This window comes from Ornithinimicrobium cerasi (assembly GCF_003702705.1).
Lineage (GTDB): Bacteria > Actinomycetota > Actinomycetes > Actinomycetales > Dermatophilaceae > Ornithinicoccus > Ornithinicoccus cerasi.
Genome location: NZ_QZMN01000004.1, coordinates 264,563 through 279,076 on the forward strand (window position 1 = coordinate 264,563; position 14,514 = coordinate 279,076).

Sequence of the window (14,514 nt, forward strand, 5' to 3'; positions counted from 1 at the left end):
CCCGACGGTTGCTCGCTCGGACGAGAGCAACGTAGCGCAACGCCGACCTGACGGCCGAGCAGATTGGCAGGGGTGGTGTGGATGAGTCGGCCGGTACGCCGGGTTCTGTCCCTCCGCGCCGTCACCGGCACTGCGGAGGTGGCGACCATCCATCTACGACGACCGTTGCCGGTCGCCTCCAGCGGCCTACCCGTGCGCTCGGGCGGGCAGCCCTCGGACACGCACTGTCTGGCCTTGCTCCAGGTGGGGTTTACCGAGCCACGCCAGTCACCTGACGTGCTGGTGGTCTCTTACACCACCGTTTCACCCTGACCCACCGCCGGGGCGGTGGGCGGTCTGTTTTCTGTGGCACTGTCCCGCGGGTCACCCCGGGTGGCTGTTAGCCATCACCTCGCCCTGTGGAGCCCGGACGTTCCTCGGCGGGCACCCTCTCGGGGCCCGACGCGGCCGCCTGGCCGACTCATCCACGACCGCCCAGTCTAGCGCCGCTCAGAGCACCGTCGGGCCGGCGTCGCGCAGGTCGATCAGCTCGACCCCGCCGTCGGCGCCGTAGGCCTCGATGTGCTTCAGGTAGATCGCCCGCCCGGCGTCGACGAGGAGCCCGTCGTGGATGGGGACCACCCCCCGCGCCGGACCGATCCGCCGGACGAACTCGATCGTCTCGGACACCTTGCCCCACGGGGCGCTGACCGGCACGCACAGCACGTCCACGTCGCCCGGCTCCCCGTCGAGCGCGTCGCCCGGGTGGTAGACCGAGGGCTCGCCCTCCGACCTGAGGACGACCCCGACGTTGCCGATCCGGTCGAGGTAGGGGTGGATCTCGGCGTGCACCTCGCCCACGGGCGTCACGCGGAGGTGACCGAGCTCGAGAACCTGGCCGGTCGACATACGCTCCGCCCGGTCGGCGAGGCCCTCCCGGGCGAGCACCTCCGCGGTCTGCGGCTCGACGAGCACGCGCGCCCGAGGGTTGGCGCGCAGCAGGGCCGGCAGCTGCTCGAGGTCGCAGTGGTCGGGGTGCTGGTGGGTGACGACGACGGCGGTCAGGTCACGCTGCCCGCCCACGTCGGAGAAGTTGCCGGGGTCGACCAGCACGCGCTGGTCGGCGGACTCGACGAGGAGGCAGGCGTGGCCGAGCGAGGTGAGCTGCATACCCCGACGGTATGCCGCCACCCACCGTCCGCGCGAGGGCTCGGCCCGTCCGGGGCCGGGTAGCGTAGGCGCCCGTGGAGTTCCTCAACGGCACGCAGCCGACTCACGACCTGACCTATGCCGACGTGTTCATGGTCCCGTCCCGCTCGGCGGTCGTCTCCCGGCTCGACGTCGACCTGGGCACGGCCGACGGCGTGGGCACGACCCTGCCGGTCGTCGTCGCCAACATGACGGCGGTCGCCGGGCGCCGGATGGCCGAGACGGTCGCCCGGCGGGGAGGCGTCGCGGTGCTGCCGCAGGACATCCCGCTGCCCGAGGTCCGTCGGACCGTCGAGCGCGTCAAGGGCAGCCACTCCGTCTACGAGACGCCGATCGTCATCGAGCGCTCGGCCCCGGTGGCGCAGCTCCTGTCGGTCATGCACAAGCGGGCGCACCACGCCGCGGTGGTCGTGGAGGCGGGGCGGCCCATCGGTCTGGTCACCGAGTCCGACACGGGGGAGGTCGACCGGTTCGCCTCGGTCGGTGACGTCATGAGCGAGCCGCGGCTGGTGCTCGAGGACGGCGTGGACCTGCGCGCTGCCTACGAGCAGCTCGAGGAGAACCGCGTCGAGCTCGCCCCCGTGGTGGCCGGCGGGCTGCTGCGCGGCATCGTGACCCGGACCGGGCTGCTCCGGTCGGCCATCTACCGGCCGGCCCTGGACGCCGAGGGCCAGCTGTGCGTCGGGGCGGCGGTCGGCATCAACGGCGACGTCCCGGGCAAGGCGGCCGAGCTGCTCGCCGCCGGTGCCGACGTCCTGGTCGTGGACACCGCGCACGGGCACCAGGAGAAGATGCTCGAGGCGTTGCCGCACGTCCTCGCCGCGCGTGACGCGCACGAGGCCGCGACCGGGCACCGGGTGCCCGTCGTCGCGGGCAACGTCGTCTCGCGGGGCGGGGTCGAGGACCTGGTGGCCGCGGGGGCGGACGTCGTCAAGGTGGGGGTCGGGCCGGGCGCCATGTGCACCACCCGGATGATGACCGGGGTCGGCCGGCCGCAGTTCTCGGCCGTGCTGGAGTGCGCGGAGACCGCCCGCGGTCTCGGGGCGCAGGTGTGGGCCGACGGCGGGGTGAAGTACCCCCGCGACGTCGCCCTCGCGCTCGCGGCCGGCGCGGCCTCGGTGATGATCGGCTCGTGGTTCGCCGGCACGCTCGAGTCGCCGGGTGACCTCATGCGGGACGCGGACGGGCGGGCCTACAAGGAGTCCTTCGGTATGGCGTCGGCGCGGGCGGTCCGCAACCGCACCCGCGACCTGTCCGCCTTCGACCGCGCCCGCTCCGAGCTCTTCGAGGAGGGCATCTCCTCGGGCCGGATGTTCCTCGACCCGCTGCGCCCGGGTGTCGAGGACGTGCTGGACCAGATCGTCTCCGGCGTCCGCTCGGCGTTCACCTACGCCGGTGCCCGGACGATCGGGGAGTTCCACACCCGCGCGGTCGTCGGGGTCCAGGGCGCCGCCGGCTACGAGGAGGGACGCCCCCGGCACACCTCCTGGTGAGGGCGGGGCTGGGCAGTCCGCACCCACCGACGGGCCCGCACGGACACACCGACGGGCCCGCACGGACGGCGTCCGGGTGTCAGCCGAGGTGCTCGGCGTGCCAGGCGGCGCCGACGATGCCCGCCTCGTTCTTCAGCTCGGCCGGCACGATCGGGGCGCGCAGCGACAGCAGCGGCAGAAACTTGTCGGCCTTCTTCGACACCCCGCCACCGACGATGATCAGGTCGGGGGAGAAGAGCGCCTCCACCGTCTCGTAGTAGCGCTGCAGGCGCTTGGCCCACTCCTTCCACGAGAGGTCCTCGCGCTCCCGGGCGCTGCTGGCGGCCCGGCTCTCGGCGTCGTGCCCGTCGATCTCCAGGTGACCGAGCTCGGTGTTGGGCACGAGGACGCCCTCGACGAAGAGCGCCGAGCCGATACCGGTGCCGAGGGTGGTCAGCAGGACGACGCCCTTCTGGTCCCGCCCGGCTCCGTAGTGCACCTCGGCGACCCCGGCCGCGTCCGCGTCGTTGACCACGTGCACCGGCCGTCCCAGGCGCTCGGTGAACAGGGCGTCCGCGTCGGTGTCGATCCAGGACCGGTCGATGTTGGCGGCGGAGCGCACGACGCCCCGCTGCACGACGGCGGGGAGGGTGATCCCGATGGGGGCCTTCTTCCCCACGTCGTCGGAGAACGCCGCGACCAGCTCCTCGACCACGTCTGCGACGTCGTCCGGGGTGGCTCCCTCCGGGGTCTCGACGCGGCGGCGCTCGGCCGCGAGCTCCCCCCCGCCGAGGTCGACAGGAGCTCCCTTGATCCCGCTGCCGCCGATGTCGATGCCGAGCACATGGTTGGCCATGCCGGACAGGGTATGCCGTGCGCGCCCCCCTGTCCGCCCAGGTCCAGCCGGAGAGGGCCCAGGAGGGGACGCAGCGCCCGTCGTCGGATCAGGGGAGGGTGAGGATCTCGGCGCCGTCGTCGGTGATGAGGATCGTGTGCTCGAACTGGGCCGAGGGGCGGCGGTCGGCGGTGACGACCGTCCAGCCGTCGTCCCACTCCTCCCACTCGTGGGTGCCCAGGTTGAGCATCGGCTCGATCGTGAACGTCATCCCCGGCTCGATGAGCGTGTCGTAGGCCGGGGCCGCGTCGTAGTGGGGGATGACGAGACCGGAGTGGAAGGCCTCCCCGACCCCGTGGCCGGTGAAGTCGCGCACGACGCCGTAGCCGAACCGGTCGGCGTAGCTCTCGATGACCCGGCCGATGACGTTGACCTGCCGCCCGGGTCGCGCAGCCCGGATGGCCCGCCGGAGGGCCTCCTCCGTCCGCTCGACGAGCAGGCGCGTCTCCTCGGCGACCTCGCCGCAGAGGAAGGTCGCGTTGTTGTCACCGTGGACCCCGCCCAGGTAGGCGGTCACGTCGATGTTGCAGATGTCGCCCTCGCGCAGCTCCCGGTCGTCGGGGATGCCGTGGCAGATGACCTCGTTGACGGAGGTGCACAGCGACTTCGGGTAGCCGCGGTAGCCCAGCGTCGACGGGTAGGCCCCGTGGTCGAGGAGGAACTCGTGCCCCGCCCGGTCGATGGCGTCGGTGGTCACGCCCGGGCGCACCATCGAGCCGCACAGCTCCAGCGCCTGCGCCGCGACCCGGCCGGCGACCCGCATCCGCTCGACCGTCGCCGCGTCCTTGACCTCCGAGCCGCGGAACGGCGCCGGGGCCGGCCGGTCGACATACTCGGGCCGGGCGATCGAGGAGGGGACCTGCAGCCTCGGGCTGATCGTCCCGGGGGCGAGCGGGGTGAGGGTCGGCATAGGGTGAATTCTAGGTGCCGTCCCCGACGGCCCCGGAGCGACAGGGAGCAGGTGTCAGGCATGGAGTACTGGTTCAACACCAAGACCGGCCAGGTGGAGTCGGGCGGCGACCCGGGACGGGCGCGCAGCGGGGACCTCATGGGTCCCTACGCCACCGAGGACGAGGCCTCGCGCGCCTACGAGCTCGCCGCCGAGCGCACCGCCGCCTGGGACGAGGAGGAGCGTGCCGAGGGGGAGTGGGCGACCGGCGACCGCGACGCCGCCGGCTGGGACAACAACCCGCTCAACGGCTGACCCAGCCGACCCCCGACGACCGACCGACGGCGGCCCGCGTGGACGAGGTGCTGGTCGAGCGCGTGCTCCGGGCCGTCGAGCAGGTGCCGCGCGGGCGGGTCGTGTCCTACGGCGACGTGGCCGCCCTGGTCGGCATCGGGCCCCGGCACGTGGGCAACGTCCTGGCCGCGTGGGGCGGCGACGTGCCCTGGTGGCGGGTGACCAACGTCGCGGGGGTGCTGCCCCCCGACCTGCTGGCCCGAGCCCGTCCGCACTGGGACGAGGAGGGCATCGAGGTCCGTCCGGACGGACGGGGGTGCCGCATCACGGCATACCGCGCGGACCTGGAGCGGCTGGCGCGCGACCACGCCCGCGCCACCGCCGGGCTCGACGGGGGGCATGGGGCAGGATGAGCGCATGAACCGCCAGCAGGAGTACGTCCTCCGCACGATCGAGGAGAGGGACATCCGGTTCGTCCGGCTCTGGTTCACCGACATCCTCGGCACCCTCAAGTCGGTCGCCGTCGCCCCCGCCGAGCTGGAGCAGGCCTTCACCGAGGGGATCGGCATCGACGGCAGCGTCATCGAGGGCTTCACCCGCGTCTACGAGGCCGACATGGTGGTCCAGCCGGACGCCGACACCTTCCAGGTGCTGCCGTGGCGCGAGCGGACGGCGCGGATGTTCTGCGACATCCACATGCCCGACGGCACCCCGGCGGCCACCGACTCGCGGCACATCCTGCGGCGCGCGCTCGACTCCGCCAGCCGCGAGGGGTTCACCTTCTACACCCACCCCGAGATCGAGTTCTACCTCTTCAACGAGCCCTACGACCCGAAGACCGGGCCGGTGCCGGTGGACCAGGCGGGCTACTTCGACCACGTGGCTCGCGGCGACGGGCACGACTTCCGCCGGGGCGCGATCGACACCCTGGAGCAGATGGGGATCAGCGTCGAGTTCAGCCACCACGAGGGCGGGCCCGGCCAGCAGGAGATCGACCTGCGCTACGCCGACGCCCTGTCGATGGCGGACAACATCATGACCTTCCGCACCGTGGTCCGGGAGGTGGCGCTGCAGCAGGGCGCGTTCGCCTCCTTCATGCCCAAGCCGCTCGCCCCGTGGCCGGGGTCGGGCATGCACACCCACGTGTCCCTCTTCGAGGGCGACACCAACGCGTTCTACGAGCCCGGTGCCGCCTACGAGCTGTCCCAGACGGGGCGACGCTTCATGGCCGGGGTGCTGGCGCACAGCCGCGAGATCTGCGCGGTCACCAACCAGTGGGTGAACTCCTACAAGCGCCTCTGGGGCGGCGGTGAGGCGCCGGCCTACGTCTGCTGGGGCCACAACAACCGCTCGGCGCTGGCCCGCGTGCCGATGTACTCCATCGGCAAGGGCCACTCCCGCCGCGTCGAGGTGCGCTCGATCGACTCCGCCTGCAACCCCTACCTCACCTACGCCCTCATCCTGGCCTCGGGCCTGCGCGGCATCCGCGAGGGGTACGACCTGCCGCCCGAGGCCGAGGACGACGTGTGGGCGCTCACCGACGCCGAGCGGCGCGCCCTGGGCATCGACCCCCTTCCGCAGAGCCTGGGCGAGGCGGTCGCGGTGATGGAGGAGTCCGACCTCGTCGCCGAGGTGCTGGGCGAGCAGGTCTTCGACTTCTACCTGCGCAACAAGTGGCAGGAGTGGGGCCAGTACCGCTCCCAGGTCACCCAGTTCGAGCTCGACCGCTACCTGCTGCACCTCTGATCCGGGGTATGCCGTGAGCGTCGCCGGCCCGTCCGCCAACCCCGGGACCGGCGCGTCGTGACCGTCGACCCGCGGGGTGCCCGCGCCCGGGGGACCCGCGCCGCCGGCGCCGGGGACCCGCCGGCGAGCGGGGTGGAGCTGGCCAGGGCCGGTCTGCAGGACACCGGCCGGGCGGGCCAGCTGCTGGCCGAGTTCCTCTCCCGACTGTCCGGCGACCTCGACGTGCCGGCCCTCCTGGCCGACCTCGCCTCGGCGGCGGACCCCGACGCCGCCCTGCTCGCGCTCGTCCGCCTCCTGGACCCCCGGACCACCGGCGCCGACGGCGGGAGGACGGACCGCCTCACGGCGCCGGTGGTGGAGGGCGGCGGGGAGCCGCGTCGTCGGCTGCTGGGACTCCTGGGGGGCTCGGTCGCGCTGGGAGAGCACCTGCAGCGCCACCCGGAGCACATCGCGGCCGTCGCCGAGGGAGCCGGCCCTCAGCCCTCGGCCGTCGTGGAGGCGGTGCGCGGGCTGGAGGGACGGGAGGGTGCGGACGCGCTGCGCGTGGCCTACCGCGGGCAGCTGGTCCGGGTCGCGACCACGGACCTGCTGAGCGAGGACCCCCTCGACCTGATGCCGACCGTCGGCGGCTGGCTGGCCGAGCTGGCGGGCGCCGCCCTCCAGGGCGCGCTGCTGCTCGCCCGGGCCGAGACGGAGGACGAGGGCACCTGCGACCTCGCGATCATCGGGATGGGCAAGACCGGGGGCTGCGAGCTCAACTACGTCAGCGACGTCGACGTGATCTTCCTGGCCCGTCCCCGCGAGGGCGTCCCCGAGGAGCAGGGCATGCGGGTGGGCGCCCGGCTGGCGAGCGCGGTGATGCGGATCTGCGGGCAGTCCACCGCGGAGGGCGCGCTGTGGCCGGTGGACGCGGCCCTGCGGCCCGAGGGCAAGCACGGCCCGCTGGTGCGCTCCCTCGGCTCGCACCGGGAGTACTACGAGCGGTGGGCCAGCACGTGGGAGTTCCAGGCGTTGCTCAAGGCGCGGCACGTGGCCGGGGACGAGGACCTGGCGCAGGAGTGGCTGGACCTGGTGCGCCCCAGGGTGTGGGCCGCGTCGGCGCGGGAGAACTTCGTCGACGACGTGCAGGCCATGCGCCGCCGGGTCGAGGACAACGTCCGGCAGGCCGAGGCGGACCGCCAGATCAAGCTGGGGCCCGGGGGGTTGCGCGACATCGAGTTCAGCGTCCAGCTCCTCCAGCTCGTCCACGGCCGCGTCGACGAGTCGCTGCGCTCCGGCACGACCCTGGACGCCCTACAGGCCCTGACCGCCGGCGGCTACGTGGGACGGGACGACCTGCGCGTGCTCGACGAGGCCTACCGTCTGCTGCGGTGCCTGGAGCACCGGGTGCAGCTGCACCGGATGCGGCGCACGCACGTCATGCCGACGGCCGACCTGGAGCTGCGCCGCCTCGGTCGTGCCCTGGGGGAGCGGGGTGAGGCCGACCGGGCTGTGCTGCAGCGCTGGCGCGCGGTGCAGCGGGACGTGCGCCGGCTGCACGAGCGGCTGTTCTACCGACCGCTGCTGTCGGCGGTCGCCAGGCTCTCCTCCGACGAGGCGAGGCTGACGCCGGAGGCGGCGCGCGAGCGGCTCGCCGCCCTGGGTTTCCGCGACCCGGCGGGAGCGATGCGCCACCTCGAGGCCCTCACCGAGGGGGTGAGCCGTCGGGCCACGATCCAGCGTCACCTCCTACCGGTCATGCTGGCCTGGTTCGCCGACGGCGCCGACCCGGACGCCGGCCTGCTGGCCTTCAGGCGGATCAGCGACGCGCTGGGGACCACGCACTGGTACCTCGGCATGCTCCGGGACGAGGGCACCGCCGCGCAGCGGCTCGCCCGGGTGCTCTCCTCGAGCCGGTATGCCGTCGACCTCCTCATCCGCTCGCCCGAGACCGTCTCGCTGCTGGGTGACGAGGCGGGTCTGGTGCCGCCGGACCGAGAGGCCCTCGTCGCGCGGATGCGGGCCGCCTCGACCCGCCAGAGCGGGGCGGACGAAGGCTTCCACGCGGTGCGCGCGGTCCGGGCCCGCGAGCTGGTCCGCATCGTGCTCGGCGACCTGGTCGGGGGGTGGGACGGCGGGCAGGTCCGGACCGCGCTGACCGAGGTGACCGACGCCTACCTCGAGAGCGCGCTCGAGGTGGCCGTCCGCTCGGTGCTGGGCCGACGCGGGGAGGAGCCTGCCACCGCCGTCCTCGTGGTCGGCATGGGGCGTCTCGGGGGTCGCGAGCTCGGCTACGCGAGCGACGCCGACGTCATGTACGTGCACGACCCGCTGCCCGGGGCCGACCCGGACACGGCCGCGACCCAGGCCGCCGCGGTCGTCACCGAGCTGCGCAGAGGGCTCGGCGGCTCCGGGCCGGACCCCACCCTCGAGCTCGACGCCGCCCTCCGCCCCGAGGGTCGCTCCGGGCCGCTCGTGCGCAGCCTCGAGGGTTACCGGTCCTACTACGAGCGGTGGTCCGCGGGCTGGGAGTCGCAGGCCCTCCTGCGGGCCCGGCCAGTCGCCGGCGACCCGGGGCTGGCGGAGCGGTTCACCGAGCTCATCCGTCCGCTGCGCTGGCCCGCCGGCGGCATCGGGGAGCCTGCGGTGCGCGAGATCCGCAGGCTGAAGGCGCGGATGGAGTCCGAGCGGCTCCCTCGTGGCGCGGACCCGCGGACGCACCTCAAGCTCGGTCTCGGCGGTCTCTCGGACGTCGAGTGGGTGGTCCAGCTGCTGCAGCTGCGGCACGCCGACGCCCATGAGGGCCTGCGGACGACGAGCACGGGCGAGGCGCTCGACGCCGCCGTGGCCGCCGGGTTGCTGGCGCCGGACGACGCCACCGAGCTGAGCACCGCCTGGCAGCTCGCCTCCCAGCTGCGCGACGCCGGCGTCGTCTGGCGGGGCCGGGCGGTGGACTCGGTGCCGAGCGACCTGCGCGACGCCGAGGGCATGGCCCGCATCATGGGCCGGGCGCCCGGCTCGGGCCACCAGCTGGCCGACGAGTGGCGCCGCGCTGCCCGGCACTCCCGCACGGTCGTCGAGCGGCTCCTCTACGGCGACGCGCCACCCCGTCCCGGCCTGCGCGCCGAGCCGGCACCCCGCGTCGGGCTCCCCCGTCAGCGCCCGGGCCGGGCGGCCGGCTTCCGCCGTGACACCGGGCTGGTGAACCCGCCCCGGTCCGCCTCGCGCTTCCCCCCGCCACGGCCGGGCGCCCCCGGTCCGCGGGACGGCGAGGCGGGTCGTGAGGACGGCGGCAGGGGCGGGCGTCCGTAGGATGTCCCGGTGACCAGCTCGAGCGGACCGGGTACCGACGCGCCGACCTCGCAGCCACCCGCAGCCCTCGTCCCCCGCGGGCTCGTGCTCCTGGGCGGCGCTCCCGAGGAGGTCACCGCCTGGGCCGCCAGGACGGTGGTCCCCCTCGTCGTCGCCCCGGCCGCCCCCTGGATCGTGGCCGTCGTCGCGGGCGAGGCGCGGGTCGGAGCGCCCTACGACGATCCGGCCCTGCTCGTGGCCGGTCGGCCCGTGCCGGCCAAGGCCGGCCCCGCGCTGGGCTTCTTCGAGGTGGACGGGCGCGCCGTCATCACCGTGCAGGGTCCTGGCCGTCGCCGCGGCCCCCGCTGGGTCGTCTGGGAACCCGACCTCGGGCTCCTGCGCCCTCCCGGCCTCGAGCTGGCGGGGCCGGCCGAGCTGGTGCGGGTCGCCGGGGCGGACCCGGACGTGCGCGACGAGCTGGTCGACCTCCTCCACGAGACCCGGAGCCGACCGCTGCGCATGCTCCAGGCCGTCATGGCCACCCTGTCGCTGCCGCTGGCCCGCCTGCTGGGCGAGCCGGAGCGGGCCGACGCGCTGGACGGGGCGGTGCGCCACGAGCCGCAGGGCCGGGAGGTGGACCGGTTCGAGGACGGTGTCGCGGACTCCGTGCGGCTGCGGCGGGAGCTCGGCGCGCTGCCGTGACCCCCTCGCTCACGCTCCTGCCCGCCGTCGACGTGGCAGCCGGCCGGGCCGCCCAGGTGGTCGACGCCGACGGCCACCGCGACGGCGGAACGGCCGACCCCCACGACGTCGTCGCCCGCTGGGTCTCGGAGGGGGCCGGGTGGGTGCACCTGGTCGACCTCGACCGGGCGTTCGGGCGCGGCGACAACGCCGCGCTGATGGCCGACCTGGTCAGCCGCTGCCCGGTCCGCGTGCAGCTCTCCGGGGGGCTCGCCGACGAGGTCGCGGTCGAGGAGGCCCTGGCGACGGGCGCGGACCGCGTGGTCCTCGCCAGCGCGCTCCTGGCCGACCCCGCCGCGCTCGGGCGGCTGGTCGAGCGGCACGGTGACCGGGTCGTCCCGGCGGTCGACGTCCGGGAGGGGCTGGTCGTCAGCCGCGGCACCAGCCTCACGCTCGGACCGGTGGCGGACGTGCTGCGCGCGACCCCGGTGCTGCGCGAGGTGCCGCTCCTCCTCGTCGCCGACGCCTCGCGCGACGGCACCCGCGCGGGCGCCGACCTCGACCTCTTCACCGGCGTCGCCGGGACGGCCGGTGTCGACGTCGTGGCCTCCGGCGGGATCGCCACCCTCGAGGACCTGCGCGCCCTGCGTGGCCTCACCTCCGTGGGCGTCGCCGGTGTGGTCCTGGGCGCAGCCCTCTACCACGGCGCCTTCACCCTCGCCGAGGCGCTCGAGGTCGCCCGGTGAGGCCGTGCCGACGACCGGCCGGAGCGGCGACGCACGCGGGGAGCCCAGGATGACGTCCCGGTTCTCCGGCCACGACCCTGCCCGTGGGCACGACACGGGCGGGGTGCCCTGGCGCGGACGCACCCTCACCGGCACCGGGTTCGACGGCGACACGGGGGCTGCGGACGAGAGGCTCGCCGCCCTGCTCGCCGAGCCGTCCCCCGACCCCGCTGCGGTCGTGGAGGCGGTCGCCGGCGCCCGTCTCCTGGTGCCGGTCGTGGCCGTGCCGGGGGAGGTCGACCACAGCACCGGCCTGGCCGTCGACGCCACCAGCGACATGGCCTCGGTCACCCTCGTGGCGCCGGACGGGCAGCGCGCGCTGCCGGCGTTCACGAGCGTGGCGGCCCTGGCGTCCTGGAACCCGGACGCCCGCCCGGTCCCGGTGACGGCGCAGCGCGCCGCCCTGGCCGCGGTGCAGGAGGGGTGCGAGGTCATCCTCGTCGACCTGCCGCCCCCGCCGGGGAGCCCTGTCTGCACCCTGCGGTCCTCGATGGTGTGGGCGCTGGCGATGGCCCGTCCCTGGCGCCCGGCCCACGAGGACGAGCACGTCGCACTGGCCGTCGCGGCGGCGGTGGCCGCAGAGCCGTCCGTGGCGCGTCACGCGACGGGCGGCACCGGGGACGGAGGTCTGCGGGTGGAGCTCGCGCTGCTCCCCGGACTGACCCGGGACGAGGTGGCCGGGTTGCTCGCGCGCGTCGGGGAGCGGATCGCCTCCGACGGCGAGGCGCGGGCCCGGATCGACGCCCTCGCCTTTGCCGTCCGCCCCGCCTGAACCGCCGCACCGCCGCACCGGCGCCCGACGCACCGCCGCACCGCCGCACCGGCGCCCGAGGCACGCGGCCCCGCACCGGAGAACCGGTGCGGGGCCGTGGCGCGCGACGTGCGGTCGCGCGGCATACCAGCGTGGGTCAGCGGTGGCCGGCGACCAGGTCGCCCGCCTCCTCGCGCAGGGGCGACACCTCGTCGGCCGACGCGTCGGCGGCGCCGGGGACGTCGACGGCCTCGCCGACGAGCGACTGCGCGGCGGCGGCGATGCGGTCACCGAGCTGCTGGTCCACGTTGCGCCAGTAGGTGTAGACCCGCTCGCGGACGTCCGGCTCGCAGGCGGGCATCATCCCGGCGACGGTCTGCACCAGACGCTCGCGCACCTCCTCGGAGTAGACCTCGCGCACGAGGGTGCCGGGCTGACCGAAGTCGTCGTCGTCCGGACGCAGCGTGTAGGCCTGCCGGACGAGCGCGCCGTCGGCCTCCCAGCCGTTCTCCGCCGGGCCCTCCCGGTCCGACCACGGGCGGCCGTAGGAGTTGGTCACGTAGGTCGGCTGGCTGCCCGAGTGCAGGTAGGCCATCGGCCCGTCGAACTGGTAGGCGTTGACCTGCACCTTGGGCTGGTTCACCGGCAGGTGGGTGAAGTTGGCGCCGATGCGGTGCCGCTGCGCGTCCGGGTAGGAGAACACGCGCGCCAGCAGCATCTTGTCGGGGGAGACCCCGGTGCCGGGCACCTGGTTGGAGGGGCTGAAGGCGACCTGCTCGATCTGGGCGAACCAGTTCTGCGGGTTGCGGTTCAGCGTCATGGTGCCGACCTTGTGCAAGGGGTAGTCGGCGTGCGGCCAGACCTTGGTCAGGTCGAACGGGTTGTACCGGTAGGACCCGGCCTCGTCGTAGGGCATGACCTGCACCGACAGCGTCCAGCTCGGGTGCTCGCCCCGCTCGATCGACTCGAAGAGGTCGCGGCGGTGGAAGTCGGCGTCCGTGCCGGCCAGCGCGGTGGCCTGCTCGTTGGTGAGGTTCTCCACGCCCTGGTTGCTGTGCCAGTGGTACTTGACGAAGAACCGCTCGCCCGCCGCGTTGACCCACATGTAGGTGTGCGAGCCGTAGCCGTTCATGTGGCGCCACGTCGTGGGCAGCCCGCGGTCACCCATGAGGTAGGTCACCTGGTGGGCCGACTCGGGGTTGTGGGTCCAGAAGTCCCACTGCATGTTGGGGGAGCGCAGGCCGCTGTCGGGCAGCCGCCGCTGCGAGCGGATGAAGTTGGGGAACTTCATGGGGTCGCGCACGAAGAAGATCGGCGTGTTGTTGCCGACGATGTCGAGGTTGCCCTCGTCGGTGTAGAGGCGCACCGCGAAGCCGCGGACGTCGCGCCAGGTGTCCGGCGAGCCCTGCTCGCCGGCGACGGTCGAGAAGCGGGTGAGCACCTCGGTCGAGGCGCCCTTGGTGAAGACCGCCGCCCTGGTCCACGCCGAGACGTCCTCGGTCGCCTCGAAGACGCCGAAGGCCCCCGAGCCCTTGGCGTGCGGCAGGCGCTCCGGCACCTTCTCGCGGTCGAAGTGGGCGAGGTTCTCGATGAGGGCGACGTCGTGCAGCAGCAGCGGGCCGTCGGGGCCGACCGAGAGGCTGTTGCGGTCGGAGTCGTTGGGGGCGCCGTTGCTCGTCGTCGAGCCGGTGGGCACGCTGCCTGCTCCTGAGTGCTCGGCGTTGACGTATCCGGGACGGGTGTCGTCGGACATACCTGTGCTCCTTTACTTCGGGGTGTGGTGGAGAGGGGTGGTCTGGGTGGGGGGGTGAGCCGCGCGGTCGGCGGCGCCGTGTGCGGCGCCGGCGTCCGCGCCCGCCTGGCAGCGGGGGCAGAGCCCCCAGTAGATGACCTCGGCCTCGTCGACCTGGAAGCCGAGGCCGGAGACCGGTCGGGGGTCCAGGCACGGGGCCGCGCCGGTGCCGCACGGGATGTCCACGAGCACCTGGCAGGCACGGCAGACCGCGTGGTGGTGGTTGTCCCCGCGCTCGAGCTCGAAGCGGGCCGAGGAGCTGCCGGGCTGGATCCGGCGGATCAGGCCGTTCTCCGCCAGGATGGTCAGGACGTCGTAGACGCCCTGGACGGAGATCGTCGTGGTGCCCTCGCGGGTGCGGCGCAGCACCTCGGCCACGTCGGCGTGCGGGTGCTCGCGGAGGGTCTCCAGCACGGCGAGCCGTGGTGCGGTGACCCGCAGGCCGGCCTCGTGCAGCAGCTGCGAGGAGGAGGGCATGCCCCATACGACCACGTTTACTTGAACGGTTCAAGTGCGTGGGGAGGGGGGCGCGTCTCTGCTACGATGGTTCATCGACCAGCCGGGCACCTGTGCCCGGCGTGCAAGAGGGGCCTCGCCCCCACCCGCGTCGACCCTCGGGTCGCCGGGTCCAGGTCCGCACCTCGGTCCGCCAGACCGAGGTGAGTGTATGACGTGGCCAGCCCACGGCATACCCCGTCCGGCGCTGCCGGGTCGGGAGGACCGTGACTGAGGCCTCTTGCGCACCTCGTGC

The 14,514-nt window shown here is 74.3% G+C and carries 13 protein-coding genes and 1 other RNA gene; 8 read left to right on the plus strand and 6 right to left on the minus strand.

The genetic code is table 11. From position 1 onward, the window contains the following. Positions 1–78 precede the first annotated feature (78 nt). Both rnpB and D4B81_RS06560 read right to left on the minus strand, forming a co-directional pair. An RNA gene (gene rnpB, locus D4B81_RS06555) (RNase P RNA component class A) lies at positions 79–463 on the minus strand. A gap of 26 nt (positions 464–489) precedes the next feature. Continuing rightward, positions 490–1,149: an MBL fold metallo-hydrolase gene (locus D4B81_RS06560; protein ID WP_122261635.1), complete on the minus strand. Its 660-nt coding sequence runs from the start codon at positions 1,147–1,149 to the stop codon at positions 490–492. A 74-nt stretch (positions 1,150–1,223) separates the two neighbouring features. Here D4B81_RS06560 and D4B81_RS06565 point away from each other — a divergent pair, with 74 nt between their 5' ends. Next, on the plus strand, positions 1,224–2,681 hold the full coding sequence (locus tag D4B81_RS06565) for a GuaB1 family IMP dehydrogenase-related protein (protein WP_122261636.1): 1,458 nt from the start codon (positions 1,224–1,226) through the stop codon (positions 2,679–2,681). A gap of 79 nt (positions 2,682–2,760) precedes the next feature. Here the strand turns inward: D4B81_RS06565 and ppgK are convergent, their stop codons facing one another. Then, positions 2,761–3,516, minus strand: coding sequence for a polyphosphate--glucose phosphotransferase (ppgK, locus tag D4B81_RS06570; protein WP_122261637.1), 756 nt, complete (start codon positions 3,514–3,516; stop codon positions 2,761–2,763). 88 nt (positions 3,517–3,604) lie between these two features. Then, complete coding sequence (gene map, locus D4B81_RS06575) at positions 3,605–4,465, minus strand: type I methionyl aminopeptidase (RefSeq protein ID WP_122261638.1); 861 nt, start codon at positions 4,463–4,465, stop codon at positions 3,605–3,607. Between the two features lie 60 nt (positions 4,466–4,525). On the opposite strand from map, the gene D4B81_RS06580 reads away from it, so the two are divergent. From D4B81_RS06580 to D4B81_RS06610, 7 genes are read left to right on the plus strand one after another with little or no spacing between them, the layout of a single operon-like run. Continuing rightward, complete coding sequence (locus tag D4B81_RS06580; RefSeq protein ID WP_122261639.1) at positions 4,526–4,759, plus strand: methionine aminopeptidase; 234 nt, start codon at positions 4,526–4,528, stop codon at positions 4,757–4,759. Positions 4,760–4,797: 38 nt separating this feature from the next. Further along, complete coding sequence (locus D4B81_RS06585) at positions 4,798–5,151, plus strand: MGMT family protein (RefSeq protein ID WP_122261640.1); 354 nt, start codon at positions 4,798–4,800, stop codon at positions 5,149–5,151. Between the two features lie 4 nt (positions 5,152–5,155). Next, positions 5,156–6,484 carry a glutamine synthetase family protein gene (locus D4B81_RS06590; RefSeq protein WP_097187683.1) on the plus strand — a complete coding sequence of 443 codons (1,329 nt, stop codon included), beginning with the start codon at positions 5,156–5,158 and terminating at the stop codon, positions 6,482–6,484. A gap of 57 nt (positions 6,485–6,541) precedes the next feature. Beyond that, on the plus strand, positions 6,542–9,775 hold the full coding sequence (locus D4B81_RS06595; RefSeq protein ID WP_237565853.1) for a bifunctional [glutamine synthetase] adenylyltransferase/[glutamine synthetase]-adenylyl-L-tyrosine phosphorylase: 3,234 nt from the start codon (positions 6,542–6,544) through the stop codon (positions 9,773–9,775). A gap of 9 nt (positions 9,776–9,784) precedes the next feature. Next, a complete protein-coding gene (locus tag D4B81_RS06600) occupies positions 9,785–10,456 on the plus strand; it encodes a hypothetical protein (protein ID WP_122261641.1) in 672 nt (223 codons plus the stop codon). Next, entirely contained in the window at positions 10,453–11,181 is a 729-nt protein-coding gene (locus D4B81_RS06605; RefSeq protein WP_122261642.1) for a HisA/HisF-related TIM barrel protein, read from the plus strand. The genes D4B81_RS06600 and D4B81_RS06605 overlap by 4 nt, the downstream gene beginning before the upstream one ends. 49 nt (positions 11,182–11,230) lie before the next feature. Further along, the gene (locus D4B81_RS06610) at positions 11,231–11,992 is read left to right on the plus strand and encodes an SseB family protein (protein WP_122261680.1); all 762 of its coding nucleotides are present in this window, start codon (positions 11,231–11,233) and stop codon (positions 11,990–11,992) included. Between the two features lie 136 nt (positions 11,993–12,128). On the opposite strand, the gene D4B81_RS06615 is transcribed toward D4B81_RS06610, so the two are convergent. Beyond that, on the minus strand, positions 12,129–13,724 hold the full coding sequence (locus D4B81_RS06615; protein WP_122261643.1) for a catalase: 1,596 nt from the start codon (positions 13,722–13,724) through the stop codon (positions 12,129–12,131). A gap of 12 nt (positions 13,725–13,736) precedes the next feature. Then, a complete protein-coding gene (locus D4B81_RS06620; protein ID WP_122261644.1) occupies positions 13,737–14,240 on the minus strand; it encodes a Fur family transcriptional regulator in 504 nt (167 codons plus the stop codon). Between the last annotated feature and the right edge of the window lie 274 nt (positions 14,241–14,514).